Below are 20,771 nucleotides of genomic sequence, written 5' to 3'. Positions count from 1 at the left end.
ACAGTTTTCGCATAGTTCCCTTTCGGAGGTTGAATGTCCGACTGAAAGGAAGTACACTAAAAATATAGCTTGTACTTGTAAGCTAGGACAACCGGAATGGTGCATTTTCTAACAAGTATCGTATCAAACAAACCCAAGCGCGATATAGTATTTGGCAGGATGGCCTGGACGGTAAAAAAGCTTTCTTCCCTTGAATGATTTCAAGAGAAGAAAGCTTTTTTGATTGTCAGTCGAACAGTGTCCAACGAAATCGTCCAAGTGTGCAACCATTTCGCGCGAGTGTGCAACAAACGTTGTGGTTTCCAACGAAATCAGTAAAGTGTGCAACGAAATCGTCCAAGTGTGCAACCATTTCGCGCAAGTGTGCAACAAACGTCGCGGTTTCCAACAAAATCAGTAAAGTGTCCAACGAAATCGCCAAAGTGTGCAACAACCGTTGTGGTTTCCAACGAAATCAGCCAAGTGTGCAACCATTTCGCGCAAGTGTGCAACAAACGTCGCGGTTTCCAACAAAATCAGTAAAGTGTTCAACGAAATCGCCAAAGTGTGCAACAACCGTTGTGGTTTCCAACGAAATCAGCCAAGTGTGCAACCATTTCGCGCAAGTGTGCAACAAACGTCGCGGTTTCCAACAAAATCAGTAAAGTGTTCAACGAAATCGCCAAAGTGTGCAACAACCGTTGTGGTTTCCAACGAAATCAGCAAAGTGTGCAACCATTTCGCGCAAGTGTGCAACAAACGTCGCGGTTTCCAACAACCTCCGTAAAGTGTCCAACGAAATCGCCAAAGTGTGCAACAACCGTTGTGGTTTCCAACGAAATCAGCAAAGTGTGAAACCATATCGCGCAAGTGTGCAACAAACGTCGTGGTTTCCAACAAAATCATCAAAGTTTCACTGACTCACTCAAAAAACGAAAACGGAAATAGTTCGAGCTTATCGCTGTCACCTTCGCCAGATGATCGCTGCTCTCTCAACGTTTTGTCTGTGCACAATCTTTGAGGCATATCCTTCTCCTTGACGTAAACGAGCCGCTGTTTTTCGCACTCATTTACCGCGATGCCGCCTGTTTCCACATCGACGATGACTCCATTAACTCCTTCTGGGGGGATGAATGGCTCGGCCGGCTTACCGCTATGCACTGTTTCCATGAAATCAATCCATATTTTTTTGGAAGCAGCTTTATCCTGCGCATCGGCTAACTGTTTACCAACGTCAAAGCCTGTCCAAATTCCCGCTGTTAGCGAAGGTGTGAAGCCGATTAAGTATTGATCAGAAATCGTTGATCCGGATTTCGCCGCATAGGGCCGTGTCTGTTTTTGACGCATGGAAAGTCCCGTGGAGGAAGAATAATCATTGAATACAGGGTCGAACATGCCTGTCATTAAATGGGTAAGAACAGATGCATCCTGTTCAGAAATTACATGCTTCTTGCTTTGTTTTGGATGCTCGTACACCGTTTTGCCCTCGGAATCTGCAATGGATAGAATCGTCATCGGTTTAATTTCGGTGCCACCTGATGCAATTCGATTATAAGCGCTTGTCATATCGGACAGTGTGACGTCTGATGTGCCGAGCGCAACAGCAGGTGATTCAGGGAATGTGGCGTCAACGCCCAACCTTTCTGCCATTTTACTAAACTTTTTATAGCCAATTTCTTCGAGCGTTTTGACTGCAAAAATATTATCAGAAATGGCGAGTGCCTGTGCAAGTGAAATAGGATGCCCAGCAAACTTACCGTTAACATTGCTCGGTTCATATGTTGAGCGTCCTTCATCATAAGTGAAGATAGTCTTTTCAGTCGATAAAAATGTGAGTGGATTGAATCCCTCTTCAAGTGCCGCGGCATACAACACAGGTTTCATGGCAGAACCAGGCTGACGCTTTGCTTGTGTTGCTCGGTTAAATGGGCTTTCCGTGTAATCAACCCCACCAACAAGTGACGTGATATAGCCAGTTTCCGGTTCAATAGACATAAAGCCAACTTGTAAATCATTGTCTGGCATCCACTTAGCGATTACTTCCTCCGCACTTTGCTGGTGATGTGGGTCCAATGTTGTGCGGATAGTCCAGCCACCTTCAGCAGGGGAGCGTCCCTTGGCAGTGAGTACTTTTTCTGCTTCTCGCCATACTTCATCCAAAAAGTAGGGTGCAACGCGCTTCGAATCTGCCCATTCACGTGTCTTCAATGTAATTTGTTCAAGATTTGCCCGCTCTTCTTGCCGTGCAGTAATGTATCCCTGTGCTTCCATAAGAGAAAGGACAAGCGTTTTCCGCTCCTCCGATCTTTCCGGATTTTCGATAGGTGAATAAATCGAAGGTCCCTTGGCAATCGCTACGATGACGGCAGATTCTTCTAGCGTCAAATCTTTCGCAGGCTTTCCAAAATAAAATTTGCTAGCTGCCTCGACACCATACATACCATGGCCAAAATAAACGGTATTCATATAGCCTTCTAAAATAACATCTTTGTCATAAAATATTTCCATTCGGTACGCGTAGAGTGCCTCGTCAAATTTCCGTTTCCATGTCTTTTCAAACGTTAAATATAAATTTTTAGCGTATTGCTGGGTAATTGTGCTAGCTCCCTCGACTTTGCGTCCAGCCTTGGCATCCTTCAGCAAAGCTCCTGCAATCCGTCGGTAATCAAAGCCATTATGGCTGTAAAAATTTTTATCTTCCGTCGCAATGACCGCATCAATTAGAAAGGGAGACATATCGTCAAGATCAACCCAATAACGCCGCTCAGCTGTGAAGCGATCGCCAATTTGTTTGCCATTCTTATCGAGAAAGACGGAAGCTTTTGGCACGCTTAAAGAAGGCGCTCCCGTTACCTGCGCATATAAGCGAAGCAATAAGAAAACGGTTAGCACCGCCGTTAGCATCGTAACGGAGAGCAGTAGTAGCCGCTTGATAGCTTTGCGTCTCTTTACCTTTTTTAAATACACTACCCGTTGCATACAATCCCGTCCCGTCGATGTTGTTAAGTGTAGTATGTGACGCATGGAAAGAGATTAAACGGGGTGAACATAAAAACATCGATCGCTATAGATAGATTGAAATCTAGCAAGGAAACAGGATATAATAAAAAGATGTACTTAAGAAAAGCGCAGGGCGCCTGCTAGACGCGACAAGCGCTGGAAGACTTGCTGATAAAGGTGCTTTTTGCCTTTATCAGCAAGTCTGAAGCGACTCGAGCGACTGGCGCCTGGAGTCTAGACAAAAGGAAAAGGACGGTGAGCGTATGGAAACGCAGGATAGAGTACGCAAGGTGGATATCCAGCTCCATTCGTCAATCCGACATCCCGGACAGGATCAGGAGAGCTATGAGATGAACCTAGCTGGTCAGCTCATTGAGAAAAAAGGGATCCATTACTTGAAATATGAAGAGGAACAAAATGGTCAACTTGTTTTGACAACGGTCAAAATGGGTGCGAAGGACGCACTGATCTTCCGTAGTGGCGCAGTCAAGATGCGGTTGCCTTTCATTTCAAAAGGTGAACGGCCAGGAAATTATGGCAATGGTCCTGCGTCATTTAATTTACTCGTCAAAACGACTCACCTTGATTTTAATGAACAGCTAGGGCGATTCCATGTCGCATACGAGCTACATGCAGAAGGATCTTTACTCGGGACATACGAATTGACCATTACATATACGGAGGGAATATTATGAACGCAGTAGAACAAATTGAGCAGGAAGTGAAATCGGCATTGCGCGCAGCGGTTATTGCGGCAGAGCTTGTAGAAGAGGCAGCAATACCAGACATTATGCTGGAAACACCGAAAAGTAAAGACAACGGAGATTACGCAACGAATATTGCGATGCAGTTGACAAAATTGGCGAAAAAACCACCACGTGCCATTGCAGAAGCGATTTTGGAACACTTAGACACGTCAGCAACATCCATTGAATCGGTTGACATTGCGGGTCCTGGCTTCATGAACATCAAATTAGCAACAGATTACCTAGGCGACATCGTCAAAACGGTTCTTGAGCAAGGTGAAAATTATGGTCGCTCAACCTCTGGTGCCAATGAAAAAATTCAAATCGAATTTGTTTCAGCTAACCCAACTGGCGACTTGCATCTAGGTCATGCAAGAGGTGCGTCACTCGGCGATTCCTTGAGTAATGTCCTTGATTTTGCTGGCTACGATGTCGCGCGCGAATATTATATTAACGACGCTGGTAATCAAATCAATAACCTTGCCTACTCCATTGAAGCGCGTTATTTCCAAGCACTCGGTTTAGACAAAGACATGCCGGAAGATGGCTACCATGGGAAAGACGTTGTAGGCATCGGGGAAGAACTAGCAGCACAATTTGGCGATAAATACGTCAACGTTTCTGAACAAGAGCGCTATGACTATTTCCGTAAGTACGGACTTGATTTTGAATTGGCGAAATTGAAGAAGGACCTCGCAGATTTCCGCGTATCATTTGATGTATGGTTCTCGGAAACCTCATTATATGAAGACGGTAAAATCGATGTCGCACTCGATAAATTGCGTGCAAACGGGCATATTTTTGAAGAAGATGGCGCAACATGGTTCCGTTCAACAACATTTGGAGATGACAAAGACCGTGTGCTCATTAAAAACGACGGCACGTACACGTATTTATTGCCTGACATTGCTTATCATGAAGATAAATTATTCCGTGGCTTTGACAAGCTTATTAACATTTGGGGCGCCGATCACCACGGCTATATTCCGCGGATGAAAGCAGCGATTGAAGCACTTGGCTATGACCGCGATACATTGGAAGTAAGTGTGGCACAAATGGTTCAGCTGTATAAAGACGGCGAGAAATTCAAAATGAGTAAACGGACAGGGAAAGCAGTTACCTTACGTGAGCTCGTAGAAGACGTCGGTTTGGATGCAGTCCGTTACTTCTTCGCTATGCGTTCAGGTGATTCACAAATGGACTTTGACCTTGACTTGGCCATTTCTCAATCCAATGAAAATCCGGTATATTACGCGCAATATGCACACGCACGGATTTCTTCGATTTTGCGACAAGCCGAAGAAACAGGCCTAGCTACATCAGTGGCTAACGTTTCTTTATTGCAAGCTGAAAAAGAATTGGAATTGTTGAAGAAAATTGGAGACTTCCCGAAAGTGGTCAGTGATGCTGCAAGATTGCGCATACCGCATCGTGTCGCGACGTATATTCAAGAACTAGCGGCAGCATTCCATAGCTTCTACAACGCCGAAAAAGTGTTGGACCCTGCAAATCAAGACTTGTCAGAAGCAAGGCTTGCACTCATTACAGCAGCACGCACAACAATTGCCAACGCATTAAAACTAATTGGTGTTTCAGCACCGGAAAAAATGTAACTGGATTGGCCGCTACACTGAGGATATATTTCCTTGGTGTGGCGTTTTTTTGGGGGGGAAAGTAATAATTCGCCTTCGAGCACCAATAACTTTTGTCTCCTCTCGACACCTTCAAAACTTGTAGTATACTAAAAGATATAGAAATTACATAGCCAAACATAAAGGTGCCTCGCCATTAAGAACGAGGTTAAAAGGGAAGTCGGTTGAAGTCCGACACGGTCCCGCCACTGTAAGTGCCAGCTTGTCGTCAAACGATATGCACACAAGTCAGGAGACCTGCCTTTATGAAAAAACCGGTTGCTTACGAGGATAGGCTTGGTGGAAATCGGTGCATTAATGCGTCCGCATTTTTACTAAACATTCCTCCGTACTCATACGGAGGATTTTTATTTGGAACAAAAAAAGGATAGATGAATGCTTTAATTTTTGCGGGAAACGTAGAAATTGAACCTTTTCTGTTCGATACGCCATTCAAAATCTAGACGCAATAACGAAGAAAAGGGGCAATGTGACATGCTACAAGGGGATAATTTAATAGGTGGCAACGGCAAGAAGTCTGAAGTAAAGTCTGTCACATTTGCTGATATGAAAGAAAAAACGACTCCATTTACGGTGACCGTCGATGATTTTACAGTGTCATCGGACTACGTCTCTTTACGGACGGCTGGTCCATTGAAAACAATGTCCTCTGCAGTGCATAATGCGGGAACTGGCTGGTATCGTGCATTTGTCAATCGTCATGTCGACGCCAATTACGCTTACGATGATGCTAAAGCCGAAATGGCTAGTTATTTAGAGCGGCAGGGTTTTCATGGCATGGAGACGGTTGGCATGATGACAGCGGTGATGACAGAACATGTGGAAGTGGAATCGTACCAAGGTGATTTTGGTACGGTTTTAATCGCGGTGACGGCTGGAATTGGCAATGCGGTTGACGTGTCGAAAGCACTTACCCGCGACCGGGAGCAACGCATCGGCACGATTAATACATGGATTATCATCAATGGCACATTATCCGACGAGGCATTTATTCAAGCAATGATTACTGCGACAGAAGCTAAAGCTAAGGCGATGCAAACGGAAGCCATTCAAGACCCACTGACAGGTACTATTGCGACGGGCACGTCAACGGACAGCTTGCTTGTAGCGGCAACGCAGCAAGGCGAATATTTATCCTATGCAGGGCCCATTACGCCACTAGGCAAATTGATTGGTCATGGGGTCTATGATTGTACTGCTCGAGCAATTCGTGCCTATAAACAAGCAAAGGGGTGGACAACGTGATACCTGCACATTTTATTGCGATTGCGATTGGTTTTTTACTGGACCGAATAATCGGTGATCCACAGACCTGGCCACATCCTGTTCGCTGGATAGGAGCGTTTATTTCTAAGCTGACATCCCTTTTGAATAAAGGACGTTTTCGCACTGGGAAAGGGGCACTAACGCTCTTTAGTATAGTCGGAATCGTTTTTATAATGGTCTTCATCATTGTCGCATTCGCTTATCAAATCAATTTATTTGTCGGTATTATTGTGGAAGCCATTCTGATTGCAATTGGACTGGCACAAAAAAGTTTACGTGATGCAGGATTAAGCGTTTACGAGCCGCTTGTTGCGAATGATTTACCGGAAGCGCGTAAAAAATTAGCGTGGATTGTCGGACGTGATACTGACAAGCTACAGGAAAATGACATTGCGCGTGGGGTTATTGAAACAGTATCCGAAAATACGGCAGATGGCATTACGTCACCGTTATTTTGGGCGTTTTTACTCGGTGCCCCAGGCTTATGGTTGTATAAAACGGTCAATACACTTGATTCGATGATTGGTTATAAGGATGAGCGCTATGAAAAGTTCGGCAAATTTTCTGCACGCGCAGATGATGTCTTGAATTTCATTCCGGCGCGGATTACGGGCTTTCTCATTATTTTTTATTCTCCAAATGAAGGCAAGCTAGGCTTGATGAAGCGCTTTGCAGGTTGGAACCGGGATGCTAGGCAACATCCAAGCCCGAACAGTGGTTTTTTAGAAGCGGCGACGGCTTGGCAATTAGGCGTGACGCTAGGTGGAAAAAGTACATATCGTGGCAAGGTATCTGAGCGGCCGGAAATTGGACCAGGCACAGTCCCACTTGCAGCAGCACATATTAAATTGACGATTAGGCAAATGCATATTGTTGCCTTTACTTTTTGGCTAGTCCTCACTGTGATTGGAGTGTTTTTCTATGCAATTGCCTGAACACGGTGCTAACCCACATCATGTCTATGAGCGACTAGGCATTGACTTGCCAGCGCGTGTATTGGATTTTAGTGAGAATGTGAATCCGGCGGGTCCACCGCAAGCAGTTCGTGTGATGTGGCCGAATTTATTGGCAGAGATCGGGGCGTACCCTGATCCAGCCGGAGAGCCATTTATATCGGCAGTCGCTGATTTTCACAACGTTTCCAAGTCGCAGCTATTTGTCGGCAACGGGGCGGCGGAGCTGCTGGCGCTTATCGCAGAACGTTATCGAGGCAAACGGGCGATTGTTGTCCATCCGACATTTTCGGAATATGAAGCGACATTGCATGCGAAAAATGTTGATGTCATCCGCGTCGTAGCCTCAGAAACAGACGGATTCAAGCTGCCTTTGAATGAGATCAAACAAGCGATGGTATCGGCTGCAGTTCTTTATGTATGTACACCAAACAATCCGACGGGCATGATGCCTGAACGCCGGGAGTTAACAGACTTAATTCGTTATGGTGCCGATGTGGGTTGTGACATTGTGTTGGATGAAGCCTTCATTGATTTTGTCGATGAAAAGCTGTCATTGATCTCGGCAATTAAAGAAAATCCACATGTCATCATTGTCCGTTCCATGACAAAAATGTACGCCATTCCCGGCATCCGGCTTGGCTATGTTGTTGCGAATGAAACCGTGATTGAGGGCATAAAAGAACTGGCACCGCATTGGAATGTCAATGGCATGGCGGCTCGGATTGGAGCGGTTTGTTTACCGGAAGAATCATTTAGGCAACAAGCGATTCAGCATAGCAATCGGCAACGTGAACAGCTTACCTCATTTCTCAAGTCGCATAACTGTACGGTGACGGATTCTGTGACGAATTTTCTAACGTTTAAGGTAGGACAAGGTCGAGATGCCAACAAGCTCTATTTGGATTTAGTAGAACGAGGGATTGTGCTCCGGCACTCCGAGAATTTCCGTGGTATGGACGGTCGCTGGTTCAGAATTGGCATGAAAAATGAAGCGGATATGGCTGTATTGACAGAGGAGCTGGAGCGATGGTTCGCGGAAAACTGACGTTCATAAGTGGTGGTGTTCGTAGTGGGAAAAGTGGCTATGCGGAACGATTACTCGTTAATGAAGTGCAGCAAAATGGTGGCCGTTTGGTCTATATTGCTTCCGGTTTAGCAACGGATCGAGAAATGCAGGAGCGCATTGAGTGGCATCGGCAGGACCGTGCCTCTCAAAACTGGCTGACGCTCGAGAAGCCGACGAAGCTAAAGGAAGTATTGTCCGTTATTCAACAAGGTGATACTGTCTTATGGGATTGCTTAACAACCTGGCTAGCTAATGAATTATATGAAGGCTGGGAAACAGGAACACCATGCATCCAGCAAAACGGTTGCATGGAACAAAAAGCACAGCAACTATATGAAACGATTGATGCGCTACTCTCTCAAGTTGCACATCTCGTGATTGTCTCCAATGAAGTGCTGGACGAGCTACCGTCAAAGGATGAAGAAACGAATCAGTATAGGCAATGGATTGGACAGATTCATCAACAACTCGTAGCAACAGCAGGTACAGCTATCGAGATGGATTATGGCGTAGCGACTTATTGGAAAGGGGAGTGAATTTATGAATGGACTTATGGTCTTAGGCACGGCATCAGATTCCGGAAAAACGATGATTTGTACAGCCTTATGCCGTATGTTATCCGACGAAGGTGTGCGTGTAACGCCCTTTAAATCGCAAAATATGTCTAGATTTTCCGCGACAACAGATAATGGCGAGGAAATGAGCCGTGCGCAATTTATTCAAGCGCTTGCAGCTAGAACGGTACCAGCGATTGAGATGAATCCGATATTGTTGAAACCGGTGGCAGGCATGAAATCTGAGGTGTTTTTTTTCGGAGAGAAATTCGGCCCAGTGGCAGGAATGGCGTACCGGGAACAGTTTTTTAATCGGGCGATCGCAGCCATACAGACCTCACTTAACAAACTGGCGGAAAGCTATGACACAGTCATTATTGAAGGTGCAGGAAGCCCTGCTGAGGTAAATCTCAATGACCGTGAGATCGTCAATATGCGTGTGGCAGAAATTGCGGATGTGCCTGCTGTATTAGTGGCGGATATTGACCGCGGGGGCGCCATTGCATCGATTGTTGGCACACTTCAATTGCTCCCTCCCGCACACCGTGCGCGCGTGAAAGCGATTATCATTAATAAATTTCATGGGGACGTTTCCTTATTCCAAGAGGGCATTGAATTTATTGAAACGTATACAGGAATTCCCGTTGCAGGAGTGATTCCTTACAAAGTCGATCACGGCATTGAAGAGGAAGATGCAGATCGTCCGGTCATGTCTGCACCGCGTGGCGTCGATATCTATGACGAGTGGGCGGCCCATGTGAAGGCAAACCTCAATTGGCCGCTATTGACAGACATTCTGTCGGAACCGAGGGAATAAGATGAATGGTATTTTGTTGGCACTGCAATTTTTTACAGCGATCCCGGTGAAGAAAGAGCTGCCGCTTGGTCGCAAGGAAGTGACGGCGATGTATGTGGCGCTACCATTTGTCGGAGCAGCAATCGGACTCGTGATGTATGCAGTATCGACCCTCATGTTAGACGTCGTACATGTTGGCCCACTTCTTGCCGCAGTATTCGTGCTGTTAGCGGGCATTGTATTGACCGGCGGCTTGCATTTGGATGGCTGGGCGGATACAGGCGATGCATTCTATTCCTATCGGGACCGTGCCAAGCGCTTGGAGATATTGGATGATCCGCGTCTTGGCGCGTTCGGGACGATGGCACTTGTGCTGCTCATCGTTGTCAAAATCGCCTTGTTCCATGAAATTCTAATGCGCGGGACAGCAAATATCGCGTTGTTTATCGTTATTCCTTTTTTAGCTCGAGCTGCCTTGAATGTTTATTTCACAACGGTTGGTCTTGCGAAAGATAAAGGAATTGCTCATTTTTTTAAGGAGAAGATGGCTGGCAATGTGGTCATTGGCTGCTCGGTGGCCGCTAGTGTGGTGTTGTTGGTAGCTGTTGGCTTATTGATAAATAGCTTGCTTCTACCAATTGGTTTGTTTGCTGTGCTGGCAGTTGCCCTTGTCGTGTTTCGTAGCTGGTCACGCAAGCATTTCGGCGGTGTCAGCGGTGACTTATGTGGGGCTTTCATCGAAGGAACGGAGGCTTTGTTATGGATGACCGTTTTGTGCTTCATGTAATCCGCCATCTGCCGACCGCTGGCAATGAATTGCGCAAGTACATTGGCTGGACAGATGAACCGATTATAGCGACAGAGGCTAAGTGTCTGTTACCCGCATCATTCGTTGTAGGTAGCGATTTGTTACGTGCTAGGCAGACAGCCGCTCTTTATTTCCCAGAGGCGGCATATGAAGCAAATTCGAATTGGCGTGAATGTCATTTTGGCGATTTTGAAGGAAAAACGTATGACGACCTTGAAAAGGATATGGACTATCGTCGGTGGATTGACGATCCTTATCAAAATGCACCGCGCGGCGGTGAAAGTTTGATGGCGCTAGAACAGCGAGTACTATCCGCCTTGAAACAGGTTTCAAATGGGGCGGTGATTGTGACGCATGGTGGACCGATTCGGCTCCTGTTGACGAGGTTTTCACCAATAGACAAAGAGTTTTGGTCGTGGCCGATTCCGCATGGAACAGGTTATCGACTGGAGTGGGCCAGTGAACAAGCATTTGAGGAGGGACAGCCATGCACGTCATTATCGGCGGTGCTCATAACGGCAAACGAGACTACGTGAATGCGATGTTGGCGAGTCGAAAAATCGAGTGGCTCGAAGGTTCTATACTGAGTGACCGGCAGCAATTGGACACGAATCAGGTAATCGTTGTTGCCGGCATTGAGAAGTGGCTTGCAGAGACAAAGCTGTCAGAAGCAGATGCGATTGACTATGTGTTGGCAATCGTAGCGGGTCGAGAGGCGATTGTAATTTTAACCGACATCGGCCGAGGAATTGTACCGATAGATGCACAGCACAGAAAGTTGCGGGATGCTTGCGGCCGACTCTATCAGCGGTTGATGGCGGAGGCAGATGAAGTGACACGGATTTGGTATGGCCTTGCACAAACTTTAAAGAAAAGGGGAGAAGGATTATGAAAATTTATACACGTACAGGGGATAAAGGGCAAACGAGTTTAATAGGTGGACGTGTTGACAAGGATAGTTTGCGAGTAGAAGCGTATGGCACGATGGACGAATTGAATTCATTCGTCGGAAAGGCAATGACAGAGCTGGATACGACTATTTTTGCAGATATGCTGGAAGATTTAGAAGCTATTCAAAATGAATTATTTGACGGCGGCGGTGACCTCGCAAACGTTATGAAAGAGCGCCACTATAAATTAGCAGATGAGCCGATTGAAGTATTGGAACAGCGCATCGACAAGCTGATGGAGGAAGCACCGGAGCTTGAGCGTTTCATATTACCGGGTGGAACACCGGCCGCGGCAACGCTCCATATTGCACGAACAATCGCGAGACGCGCGGAACGTCAAACCGTAACACTGATGAAGGCAGAAGAGGATGTTTCACCAGTTGTGCAACGTTATTTGAATAGACTCTCCGATTATTTTTTTGTCGCAGCACGCATTGCCAATGCACGGGTGAATGTACCCGATAATGAATATGTCCGCAGCGCAAAAGTATTCAGGACGGATAAGAAAAAGGAGAACTGAAAAAATGCGATTGAGAAGAATGACATTAACGGCATTATTCGTGGCATTATGTGCTGTTGGCGGTTTAATTAAAATCCCATCGGCTGTTGGCTCATTAGCGCTCGACACAGTACCAGCTCTTGTATCGGCGGCGTTTTTGCCACCTGTTTTTTCGGGGATTGCATCGATGTTAGGACATACGGCCTCTGCGATGTATGCGGGATTTCCATTAGGACCATTCCATGTGATTATCGCACTTGAAATGTTTGTGATCATACTGATTTTTGCACGCATGCATCAAGCGGGCTTCGCCATTATGAAATGGGTGTTTTTCGTCATCGCCAATGGCTTGCTCGCACCATTACCATTTTATTTCTTAGTTTCACCGGCATTTTTCATCGGGATATTACCGTCGATAGTTGTTGCAACTGTGCTGAATGCAGTCGTTGCGGCAGTCGTTTTACCTGCTCTTAAGCATGTTGCGGTAAATCGCATAGGAGCATTGCGTTGAGAAATGCAATCGAAATTGGCAATGGTTTTATTGTCACAACGGATAATTCGGGCGGCATTGGGGAGAAACCAGGCGATGTTGTTGCTGCCCCAGACCATGTCACGGCTTATTTCGCCGCGCGTGTCGCCCTGCTTGAACAATGGGCGAGTCATGCAGAACCTGTTACTGTGATGATCCATAACTTTAGCGGTAGCGCGAGTTGGGACAAATATGTGGCAGGTGTGACGAATTTATTTGAAGAGGCGGGGCTTGCGGTTCCGACAATTAGCGGTAGCACGGAAACGAATATGGAGCTTGTGCAATCAGCGATGGCGGTGACCATGATTGGTGAGCGAAAAAAGTTAGCACTTGTGGATGAGGTGGTTTGGTGTACATACGGTATCCCACTTGTTGGCCATGAAGTGCTAGAGCGTAAGGAAGAAGTTGCGTCACTTCGGTTACTTCGAAAGGCGTTAGTAGATAGTATTGTCCAACAAATTTGGCCGGTCGGTTCAGGCGGGATTTTGCAAGAGGCTCGTCACATGACAGGCGATGAAACGGCGCAGGTCGAAACCGTACTAGACCCAACGAAGTCCGCGGGTCCGGCAACAGTCGTCTTTCTGGCGATTCCCGCTGAGCGAATAACCGAAGCGGAAGTGCTATTTGGCAAATTGCTGAATGAAATACAAATCACTAGCAAAAAACCTGCGTGAGCATTGCAGGTTTTTTTTGCTTTTATCGGTGGAGGAGTAGTCGAGGTATCCGAGTTTGCCAAAAAGGTATCTGAGTTCCACGAATACGTAGTCGAGTTAGCAGAATCGGTAGTCCAGTTCTCCTGAGGTATCCGAGTTTACCAAAAAGGTATTTGAGTTCCACAAATACGTAGTCCGGTTCACGAAAAAGGTAGCCCAGTTCTCTAAATTAATAACCAACGAGAATCTGATTCAACACTCCTCGTCGTCTCTCTATAATTCACCCGTTTTCCCCGAATCATTAAAACTTTTGGTTGACTGAATGCTCATTCATATTTTAAACTAGTAAATAGAGTATCGACAGAAAAGTTATTTTCCACTACACTATCATTAATTATTGAAACGCAAACGAAAGGGGAGAGGACAAATGAGCCCATTACTGATTGCCAACTGGATTTTGTTTCTTGCGGTGACGGCATACGCTTTAGCTCTGTTCACATACTTAATCAAAACACGGATTCAGTTCATCAAGCTTGGTAGAAAAGAAGAGTTTGATAACAATATTAAAGAACGTCTCCAGAAAATATGGGTCTACGTCTTCGGACAGAAAAAGCTATTGAAGGATAAGAAAAGTGGAGCTATCCACGTCATGTTCTTCTACGGATTTTTACTTGTTCAATTTGGAGCGATCGATCTAATTTGGAAAGGTTTAAAACCGGGATCACATTTACCATTCGGTCCTATCTATCCAGCCTTTACATTTTTCCAGGAAATCGTTGCACTTACGATTTTAGTAGCAGTTGTTTGGGCATTCCATCGTCGTTATATTGAAAAACTCGTCCGCTTGAAGCGTGGCTGGAAATCAGGACTTGTTCTTATTTTCATCGGTGGTTTGATGCTGTCAACACTACTCGCAAATGGTATGGGTATGATTTGGCATGGTCACGAAGCAACATGGTCAGAGCCAGTCGCATCGACAATTGCCACGATTTTTAGTTTCATGCCAACAGCAGCGGCAGCAGCTATTTTTTACTTCGGCTGGTGGATTCATCTGTTAATCTTACTAACATTCCTTGTTTACGTGCCACAATCGAAGCACGCGCACTTAATTGCGGGTCCTGCAAACGTTTACTTTCATCGTTTAGATAATGCAGGTAAGCTGAAAGCCATTGATTTCGAAGCATTAGAAGACGAGGAAAATGAAGATGACATGCCGGCTCTCGGTGTAGGTAAAATCACTGACTTTACGCAATTACAAATGATTGACCTATATGCCTGTGTGGAATGTGGTCGCTGTACAAATATGTGTCCCGCATCTGGAACAGGAAAAATGCTGTCTCCGATGGATTTGATTACAAAATTAAGAGATAACTTAACGAGCCATGGTGCACTTGTGACGAAACAAAAGCCATGGGTACCGACTTTCGCATTTAACAATACGAAGGCTAATCAAATTGCATTTGCGGCTGGTCTTGAAGGCGCTTCAATGGATGATATTTACAGCCCATCTCTAATCGGTGATGTCATTACGGAAGAAGAAATTTGGGCTTGTACAACATGCCGTAACTGTGAAGACCAATGTCCAGTTATGAATGAGCACGTAGATAAAATCATCGACCTTCGCCGTTATCTTGTTATGACGGAAGGGAAAATGGACCCGGATGCACAGCGTGCGATGACAAACATCGAACGTCAAGGAAATCCATGGGGCCTTAACCGTAAAGAAAAAGAAAAATGGCGTGAAGCACGTCCGGATCTTCATATTCCAACGGTGAAAGAATTGAAAAAAGCGGATGAGGAATTTGAGTACCTATTCTGGGTTGGCTCGATGGGTGCATTCGATAACCGTTCACAAAAAATTGCGTTGGCATTTGTCCATCTCATGAATGAAGCAGGCGTCAAATTCGCTATTTTGGGCAATAAAGAGAAAAACTCTGGCGACACACCACGTCGTTTAGGAAATGAGTTTTTATTCCAAGAACTCGCAACTGCCAATATTGAGGAATTTGAAAAAGCCGGTGTGAAGAAGCTCGTCACGATTGACCCACATGCTTATAATATCTTTAAAAATGAATACCCTGATTTTGGCTTCAAAGCAGAAGTTATTCACCATACGGAATTACTTTATGAGCTCGTTGTACAAGGGAAATTGAAGCCGCAGCATGCAATCAATGAAACAATTACGTTCCATGATTCATGTTATCTAGGCCGTTACAACGATGTTTACGATCCGCCACGTGAAATTTTGAAGGCCATTCCTGGTGTTACGCTCGTTGAAATGAAACGTAACCGCGAAGATGGAATGTGCTGTGGTGCAGGTGGAGGCCTCATGTGGATGGAGGAAGATACAGGTCACCGCATTAACGTAGCGCGGACGGAGCAGGCGCTCGAAGTGAGCCCAGGCATTATCTCATCTGGTTGCCCATATTGCTTGACGATGCTATCCGACGGGACAAAAGCCGTTGAAGTGGAAGACAAAGTGGGCACATACGACATTGCGGAGCTTCTTGAACGCTCTATTTTCGGCGAAGACGCACAAGCAATCGAAGAGACAGAAGAAGAACCTGTTTTACAATAAAAGATTGCAGAATGATTAGTAATATCGTAGAATTGAGGAAATGGGAGTGTACGCACTCCCTCTTTTCTTGAAATCTTATCGAGCGAGCGTTCAGTCGTTTATATCCATTCGAAATGAAAGCGTTAACAAATCAATCCTGGAGGCGATACAATGGCAAGGACAGTTATTCTAGACGGAGCAAGAACTCCTTTTGCGAAATTAGGGGGAGCATTACAATCTTTAACGGCAAGTGATCTTGGTGGGATGGCGATTAAAGAAGCATTGAAGCGTGCAGACGTCAAGGAAGCTCATGTTGATGAAGTCATTATCGGTACGGTATTGCAGGCAGCTCAGGGACAAATTCCGTCCAGACAAGCGGCAACGAAAGCAGGACTTCCATGGTCTGTGAAAACAGAGACTATCAACAAAGTATGTGCATCCGGTATGCGCAGTGTCACGTTAGGGGATCAGCTCATTCGTCTAGGCGACGAAGAAGTCATTGTGGCAGGTGGTATGGAATCGATGTCCAATGCACCGTACTATTTACCAAAAGGACGTTTCGGCTTGAAAATGGGTGATACACAACTCGTTGACGGCATGATCTATGACGGACTTTCTTGTTCATTTTCTCCAGACCGCGTCCATATGGGCACATACGGTAACTCGACAGCGGAGGAATTGTCATTGACACGTGAAGCGCAGGACGAATGGTCGCTACGTAGTCATGAACGCGCAATCAGCGCCATCGATAACGGTTTGTTCGCGGAAGAAATCATAGCGGTTAACATTCCGCAGCGCAAAGGTGATCCCGTGATATTCGATACAGACGAAGCGCCGCGACGTGATACATCACTTGAATCACTGGCGAAGTTACGTCCTGCATTCGGCAAAGACGGCACAATTACAGCTGGCAACGCGCCAGGCGTCAATGATGGAGCATGTGCACTTGTGCTGATGAATGAAGAGCGTGCGCAAAAAGAAGGAAAAACACCACTAGCAACTATCATTGGTCATGCGGAAGTAGCAATCGAACCACAAAACTTCCCGCAAACACCAGGACTCGTTATTAACGAACTGCTGAAAAAGACAGGAAAGAAACTAGAAGACATCGATCTTTTTGAAATAAACGAAGCATTTGCAGCCGTTGCACTCGCAAGCGCACAAATTGCAGATCTTGATCCAGAAAAAGTGAATGTGAACGGCGGGGCAGTGGCACTTGGCCACCCAATCGGGGCAAGCGGGGCACGCATCATACTAACATTGGCGTATGAACTGAAACGACGGGGAGGCGGCATTGGTATCGCGGCCATTTGTTCAGGCGGAGGTCAAGGCGACGCCATTATGATTGAAGTTTAAATTTATTGAGCAGGGATCAAACACCTGCTCAATAAATTTAAAATCGAAATAGAGTTGGAGGGAATCGACAGGATGGATATCAAAAAAGTAATGGTCATTGGAGCCGGACAAATGGGCGGAGGCATCGCCCAAGTATGTGCACAAGCGGGCTTCGAGGTAAAACTAAACGATATTAAGGAAGAATCCTTTGTCAAAGGACTCGCAGTCATCGCAAAAAACTTATCCCGTAATGTCGAAAAGGGTCGCATGACGGAAGAGGAAAAAACAGCAGTTCTTAGCCGCATCACAAAATCACTTGACCTGCAAGACGCTTCAGACGTTGATATCGTAATTGAAGCAGCTGTTGAAAATATGGACATCAAGCGATCGATTTTCGCCAAACTCGACGGCATTGCACCCGCACATGCTATTTTGGCATCGAATACATCTTCTCTCCCGATTACGGAAATCGCAGCAGCAACAAGCCGACCTGAAAAAGTTATCGGTATGCATTTTATGAATCCGGTACCCGTCATGAAGCTTGTTGAAATTATCCGTGGTCTTGCTACAGCTGATGAAGTCTACAAAGCAGTCGAGGAGATGACTGTCAAGTTGTCAAAAACGCCGGTCGAAGTCAATGACTTCCCAGGGTTCGTCGCCAACCGGGTATTAATGCCGATGATCAACGAAGCCATCTACACATTGTACGAAGGCGTGGCATCTATTGAAGCGATTGACGATGTCATGAAACTCGGTATGAATCATCCAATGGGACCTTTGCAACTGGCAGATTTTATTGGGCTCGACACATGCTTATACATTATGGAAACGTTACATGAAGGATTTGGGGATTCTAAATATAGACCGTGTCCATTGCTTAGAAAATATGTCAAAGCAGGCTGGTTAGGGAAGAAATCAGGTCGAGGTTTTTACGTCTACAATTAAAGGGGAAACGATTATGAATTTAACATTCACCGAAGAACAGCAGATGATGCGCGACATGGTCCGCGGCTTTGCGAAGACAGAAATTGAGCCGTTCATTCCGCAAATGGAGACGGGCGAATTTCCGCGAGAAATTTTAAAGAAGATGGGTCAACTTGGTTTGATGGGCATTACGGTTCCAGAAAAATATGGTGGTTCAGGCATGGATTTTGTGTCGTATATTAGCGCAATCCATGAGCTATCAAAGGTGAGTGCAGTCGTCGGCGTTATTTTGTCTGTTCATACGTCAGTTGGAACGAATCCGATTATGTATTTCGGCAACGATGAACAAAAAGAGCGCTATTTGCCAAAATTGGCAAGCGGGGAATATCTCGGCGCATTCTGTTTAACAGAAACATCCTCCGGTTCCGATGCCGGTTCACTGAAAACGCGTGCTGTGAAAAAAGACGATCATTACGTGTTAAACGGCTCGAAAATGTTCATTACCAATGGTGGAGAAGCAGATGTTTATATCGTGTTCGCATCAACTGATCCAGCGCAAGGGACATATGGAATTTCTGCATTTATTGTCGATAAAGATACGCCGGGCTTAATCATCGGCAAAGATGAACAGAAAATGGGGCTTCATGGCTCTCGTACAGTTGAGCTATCTTTTGATAATATGACAGTACCTGCTCGCAATCGTCTTGGAGAAGAAGGCGAAGGATTTAAAATTGCGATGGCGAACCTGGATGTTGGCCGGATTGGTATCGCGGCACAGGCACTTGGTATCGCAGAAGCTGCATCTGAGGCGGCAACGGGCTATGCGAAAGAACGGGTGCAGTTTGGCAAGCCGATTGCTGCGCAACAAGGCGTAGGCTTCAAATTAGCGGATATGGCAACAGCGGTCGAAGCAGCCAAATTACTTGTCTACCGTGCAGCACAACTTCGCGCAGAAGGATTGCCTTGCGGGAAAGAAGCATCCATGGCCAAACTATTTGCATCGAAAGCGGCAGTCGAAGGCTCCATTGAAGCAGTCCAAGTATTCGGCGGCTACGGCTACACCGAAGATTACCCAGTCGAGCGCTACTTCCGCGACGCCAAAGTAACCGAAATTTACGAAGGCACAAGCGAAATCCAACGCATCGTCATCTCGAAGCATTTATTGAAGTGAGTCTTTAGTTATAATTTGCAAGCAAACTCATAGCGAATGCAAGCAAATAGATGGTAAGTGCAAGCAAACTCTTAACGTGTGCAAGCAAATCATTGAAAAGTGCAAGCAAAATTCCATAAGCAATCCAGTGCCAGTTATTGCTTCAATTTGTGGCACCACTAGAATAGAGGGGGAACTAACATGAATTTCAAACTATCCGAAGAACATGAAATGATCCGCAAAATGGTCCGTGACTTTGCCGAAAATGAAGTAGCACCTACTGCGGCGGAGCGCGATGAAGAAGAACGTTTTGATATGGACATCTTCAAAAAGATGGCGGAGCTCGGCCTAACAGGTATTCCTTGGCCGGAAGAGTATGGCGGCATCGGCAGTGACTATCTTGCCTACGTCATCGCAGTCGAAGAACTATCACGCGTTTGCGCGTCAACAGGCGTCACACTTTCTGCACACACATCACTAGCAGGCTGGCCGGTATTCAAATACGGCACAGAAGAACAAAAACAGAAATACTTGCGTCCAATGGCGGAAGGTACGAAAATCGGTGCCTATGGCTTAACGGAGCCAAGCTCAGGATCGGATGCTGGCGGTATGCGTACATCGGCAAAACTCGATGGCGACGCTTACGTCTTGAATGGTTCAAAAATCTTTATTACAAATGGCGGCATTGCCGACACATACATCGTTTTTGCAGTCACTGATCCAGAATCCAAACATAAGGGCACAAGCGCATTCATCATTGAAAAAGATTTCCCAGGCTTCTCTGTCGGGAAAAAGGAAAAGAAATTAGGGATTCGTTCATCACCAACGACTGAAATCATGTTTGACAACTGCCGTGTACCAAAAGAGAACTTGCTTGGTGAAGAAGGAGATGGCTTCATTATCGCGATGAAAACCCTCGACGGTGGACGTAATGGCATCGCTGCACAAGCAGTCGGTATCGCTCAAGGCGCACTTGACGCATCTGTTGACTACGCGAAAGAACGCGTACAGTTCGGCAAACCAATCGCTGCAAACCAAGGCATTGGCTTCAAACTAGCAGATATGGCAACAGCAACAGAAGCATCTAGATTATTGACATACCAAGCCGCGTGGTTGGAATCAAATAATTTACCGTATGGCAAAGAGTCCGCAATGGCCAAACTAATGGCTGGAGATACGGCGATGAAAGTGACAACGGATGCTGTTCAAGTATTCGGTGGCTACGGCTATACGAAAGACTATCCAGTTGAACGCTTCATGCGCGACGCGAAAATTACGCAAATTTACGAAGGAACGCAGGAAATTCAACGTCTCGTCATCTCCCGTATGCTAACAAAATGATCGGGGGTAA

Annotated in this window: 20 protein-coding genes and 1 riboswitch; of the genes, 18 read left to right on the top strand and 2 right to left on the bottom strand. The window is 45.9% G+C overall.

Translation table 11 applies throughout. The features are described 5' to 3' along the window. Nucleotides 1–226 precede the first annotated feature (226 nt). Together R2B77_RS12515 and R2B77_RS12510 are read right to left on the bottom strand one after the other, a co-directional pair. Nucleotides 227–421, bottom strand: coding sequence for a hypothetical protein (locus R2B77_RS12515; RefSeq protein ID WP_322555713.1), 195 nt, complete (start codon nucleotides 419–421; stop codon nucleotides 227–229). Between the two features lie 479 nt (nucleotides 422–900). Further along, on the bottom strand, nucleotides 901–2,958 hold the full coding sequence (locus tag R2B77_RS12510; RefSeq protein ID WP_203248409.1) for a transglycosylase domain-containing protein: 2,058 nt from the start codon (nucleotides 2,956–2,958) through the stop codon (nucleotides 901–903). Between the two features lie 284 nt (nucleotides 2,959–3,242). On the opposite strand from R2B77_RS12510, the gene R2B77_RS12505 reads away from it, so the two are divergent. The 18 genes from R2B77_RS12505 to R2B77_RS12420 all read left to right on the top strand — a co-directional run bounded on the left by R2B77_RS12505 (nucleotide 3,243) and on the right by R2B77_RS12420 (nucleotide 20,761). Continuing rightward, the gene (locus R2B77_RS12505; protein WP_203248410.1) at nucleotides 3,243–3,674 is read left to right on the top strand and encodes a DUF1934 domain-containing protein; all 432 of its coding nucleotides are present in this window, start codon (nucleotides 3,243–3,245) and stop codon (nucleotides 3,672–3,674) included. Next, entirely contained in the window at nucleotides 3,671–5,338 is a 1,668-nt protein-coding gene (gene argS, locus R2B77_RS12500) for an arginine--tRNA ligase (protein ID WP_203248411.1), read from the top strand. The genes R2B77_RS12505 and argS overlap by 4 nt, the downstream gene beginning before the upstream one ends. Nucleotides 5,339–5,483: 145 nt before the next feature. Further along, nucleotides 5,484–5,636, top strand: a riboswitch (cobalamin riboswitch). A gap of 215 nt (nucleotides 5,637–5,851) precedes the next feature. Then, on the top strand, nucleotides 5,852–6,622 hold the full coding sequence (locus tag R2B77_RS12495; RefSeq protein ID WP_203248412.1) for an adenosylcobinamide amidohydrolase: 771 nt from the start codon (nucleotides 5,852–5,854) through the stop codon (nucleotides 6,620–6,622). Further along, nucleotides 6,622–7,578 carry an adenosylcobinamide-phosphate synthase CbiB gene (gene cbiB / locus R2B77_RS12490; RefSeq protein WP_322555714.1) on the top strand — a complete coding sequence of 319 codons (957 nt, stop codon included), beginning with the start codon at nucleotides 6,622–6,624 and terminating at the stop codon, nucleotides 7,576–7,578. Before R2B77_RS12495 ends, cbiB begins: the two co-directional genes overlap by 1 nt. Beyond that, nucleotides 7,565–8,644, top strand: coding sequence for a pyridoxal phosphate-dependent aminotransferase (locus tag R2B77_RS12485; protein WP_203248414.1), 1,080 nt, complete (start codon nucleotides 7,565–7,567; stop codon nucleotides 8,642–8,644). Before cbiB ends, R2B77_RS12485 begins: the two co-directional genes overlap by 14 nt. Then, complete coding sequence (locus R2B77_RS12480; RefSeq protein WP_203248415.1) at nucleotides 8,626–9,201, top strand: bifunctional adenosylcobinamide kinase/adenosylcobinamide-phosphate guanylyltransferase; 576 nt, start codon at nucleotides 8,626–8,628, stop codon at nucleotides 9,199–9,201. Before R2B77_RS12485 ends, R2B77_RS12480 begins: the two co-directional genes overlap by 19 nt. A gap of 4 nt (nucleotides 9,202–9,205) precedes the next feature. Beyond that, nucleotides 9,206–10,036, top strand: coding sequence for a cobyric acid synthase (locus R2B77_RS12475; protein WP_203248416.1), 831 nt, complete (start codon nucleotides 9,206–9,208; stop codon nucleotides 10,034–10,036). 1 nt (nucleotide 10,037) lies between these two features. Continuing rightward, a complete protein-coding gene (cobS, locus tag R2B77_RS12470) occupies nucleotides 10,038–10,802 on the top strand; it encodes an adenosylcobinamide-GDP ribazoletransferase (RefSeq protein ID WP_203248417.1) in 765 nt (254 codons plus the stop codon). Continuing rightward, on the top strand, nucleotides 10,775–11,359 hold the full coding sequence (locus R2B77_RS12465; RefSeq protein ID WP_203248418.1) for a histidine phosphatase family protein: 585 nt from the start codon (nucleotides 10,775–10,777) through the stop codon (nucleotides 11,357–11,359). Before cobS ends, R2B77_RS12465 begins: the two co-directional genes overlap by 28 nt. Further along, nucleotides 11,311–11,715, top strand: a complete 405-nt coding sequence (locus R2B77_RS12460) for a bifunctional adenosylcobinamide kinase/adenosylcobinamide-phosphate guanylyltransferase (RefSeq protein WP_203248419.1) — start codon at nucleotides 11,311–11,313, stop codon at nucleotides 11,713–11,715. Before R2B77_RS12465 ends, R2B77_RS12460 begins: the two co-directional genes overlap by 49 nt. Continuing rightward, nucleotides 11,712–12,293: a cob(I)yrinic acid a,c-diamide adenosyltransferase gene (locus R2B77_RS12455; RefSeq protein ID WP_203248420.1), complete on the top strand. Its 582-nt coding sequence runs from the start codon at nucleotides 11,712–11,714 to the stop codon at nucleotides 12,291–12,293. The genes R2B77_RS12460 and R2B77_RS12455 overlap by 4 nt, the downstream gene beginning before the upstream one ends. Nucleotides 12,294–12,297: 4 nt before the next feature. Further along, nucleotides 12,298–12,783 (top strand): ECF transporter S component, encoded by a 486-nt coding sequence (locus tag R2B77_RS12450; RefSeq protein WP_203248421.1) that lies wholly within the window; start codon nucleotides 12,298–12,300, stop codon nucleotides 12,781–12,783. Beyond that, the gene (locus R2B77_RS12445) at nucleotides 12,780–13,475 is read left to right on the top strand and encodes a hypothetical protein (protein ID WP_203248422.1); all 696 of its coding nucleotides are present in this window, start codon (nucleotides 12,780–12,782) and stop codon (nucleotides 13,473–13,475) included. The genes R2B77_RS12450 and R2B77_RS12445 overlap by 4 nt, the downstream gene beginning before the upstream one ends. A gap of 406 nt (nucleotides 13,476–13,881) precedes the next feature. Next, complete coding sequence (locus R2B77_RS12440) at nucleotides 13,882–16,032, top strand: heterodisulfide reductase-related iron-sulfur binding cluster (RefSeq protein WP_203248423.1); 2,151 nt, start codon at nucleotides 13,882–13,884, stop codon at nucleotides 16,030–16,032. A gap of 150 nt (nucleotides 16,033–16,182) precedes the next feature. Next, complete coding sequence (locus R2B77_RS12435) at nucleotides 16,183–17,367, top strand: acetyl-CoA C-acetyltransferase (protein WP_203248424.1); 1,185 nt, start codon at nucleotides 16,183–16,185, stop codon at nucleotides 17,365–17,367. A 72-nt stretch (nucleotides 17,368–17,439) separates the two neighbouring features. Then, entirely contained in the window at nucleotides 17,440–18,291 is an 852-nt protein-coding gene (locus R2B77_RS12430) for a 3-hydroxybutyryl-CoA dehydrogenase (RefSeq protein WP_203248425.1), read from the top strand. Between the two features lie 13 nt (nucleotides 18,292–18,304). Continuing rightward, complete coding sequence (locus R2B77_RS12425; protein ID WP_203248426.1) at nucleotides 18,305–19,441, top strand: acyl-CoA dehydrogenase; 1,137 nt, start codon at nucleotides 18,305–18,307, stop codon at nucleotides 19,439–19,441. A gap of 180 nt (nucleotides 19,442–19,621) precedes the next feature. Continuing rightward, nucleotides 19,622–20,761 carry an acyl-CoA dehydrogenase gene (locus tag R2B77_RS12420; protein WP_203248427.1) on the top strand — a complete coding sequence of 380 codons (1,140 nt, stop codon included), beginning with the start codon at nucleotides 19,622–19,624 and terminating at the stop codon, nucleotides 20,759–20,761. Nucleotides 20,762–20,771 lie beyond the last annotated feature (10 nt).

Source organism: Sporosarcina beigongshangi (genome assembly GCF_033485195.1).
GTDB classification, from domain to species: Bacteria; Bacillota; Bacilli; order Bacillales_A; family Planococcaceae; genus Sporosarcina; species Sporosarcina beigongshangi.
The sequence above is the reverse complement of the archived record's forward strand: the minus strand, read 5'-3'. Positions and strand labels throughout refer to the sequence as shown.

Bases quoted from the DNA above. Each gene is read 5' to 3' on its own strand.
- R2B77_RS12510 (WP_203248409.1), bottom strand. From the start codon at position 2,958: ATGCAACGGGTAGTGTATTTAAAAAAGGTAAAGAGACGCAAAGCTATC.
- R2B77_RS12505 (WP_203248410.1), top strand. From the start codon at position 3,243: ATGGAAACGCAGGATAGAGTACGCAAGGTGGATATCCAGCTCCATTCG.
- argS (WP_203248411.1), top strand. From the start codon at position 3,671: ATGAACGCAGTAGAACAAATTGAGCAGGAAGTGAAATCGGCATTGCGC.
- R2B77_RS12495 (WP_203248412.1), top strand. From the start codon at position 5,852: ATGCTACAAGGGGATAATTTAATAGGTGGCAACGGCAAGAAGTCTGAA.
- R2B77_RS12485 (WP_203248414.1), top strand. From the start codon at position 7,565: ATGCAATTGCCTGAACACGGTGCTAACCCACATCATGTCTATGAGCGA.
- R2B77_RS12480 (WP_203248415.1), top strand. From the start codon at position 8,626: ATGGTTCGCGGAAAACTGACGTTCATAAGTGGTGGTGTTCGTAGTGGG.
- R2B77_RS12475 (WP_203248416.1), top strand. From the start codon at position 9,206: ATGAATGGACTTATGGTCTTAGGCACGGCATCAGATTCCGGAAAAACG.
- cobS (WP_203248417.1), top strand. From the start codon at position 10,038: ATGAATGGTATTTTGTTGGCACTGCAATTTTTTACAGCGATCCCGGTG.
- R2B77_RS12465 (WP_203248418.1), top strand. From the start codon at position 10,775: ATGGATGACCGTTTTGTGCTTCATGTAATCCGCCATCTGCCGACCGCT.
- R2B77_RS12460 (WP_203248419.1), top strand. From the start codon at position 11,311: ATGCACGTCATTATCGGCGGTGCTCATAACGGCAAACGAGACTACGTG.
- R2B77_RS12455 (WP_203248420.1), top strand. From the start codon at position 11,712: ATGAAAATTTATACACGTACAGGGGATAAAGGGCAAACGAGTTTAATA.
- R2B77_RS12450 (WP_203248421.1), top strand. From the start codon at position 12,298: ATGCGATTGAGAAGAATGACATTAACGGCATTATTCGTGGCATTATGT.
- R2B77_RS12440 (WP_203248423.1), top strand. From the start codon at position 13,882: ATGAGCCCATTACTGATTGCCAACTGGATTTTGTTTCTTGCGGTGACG.
- R2B77_RS12435 (WP_203248424.1), top strand. From the start codon at position 16,183: ATGGCAAGGACAGTTATTCTAGACGGAGCAAGAACTCCTTTTGCGAAA.
- R2B77_RS12430 (WP_203248425.1), top strand. From the start codon at position 17,440: ATGGATATCAAAAAAGTAATGGTCATTGGAGCCGGACAAATGGGCGGA.
- R2B77_RS12425 (WP_203248426.1), top strand. From the start codon at position 18,305: ATGAATTTAACATTCACCGAAGAACAGCAGATGATGCGCGACATGGTC.
- R2B77_RS12420 (WP_203248427.1), top strand. From the start codon at position 19,622: ATGAATTTCAAACTATCCGAAGAACATGAAATGATCCGCAAAATGGTC.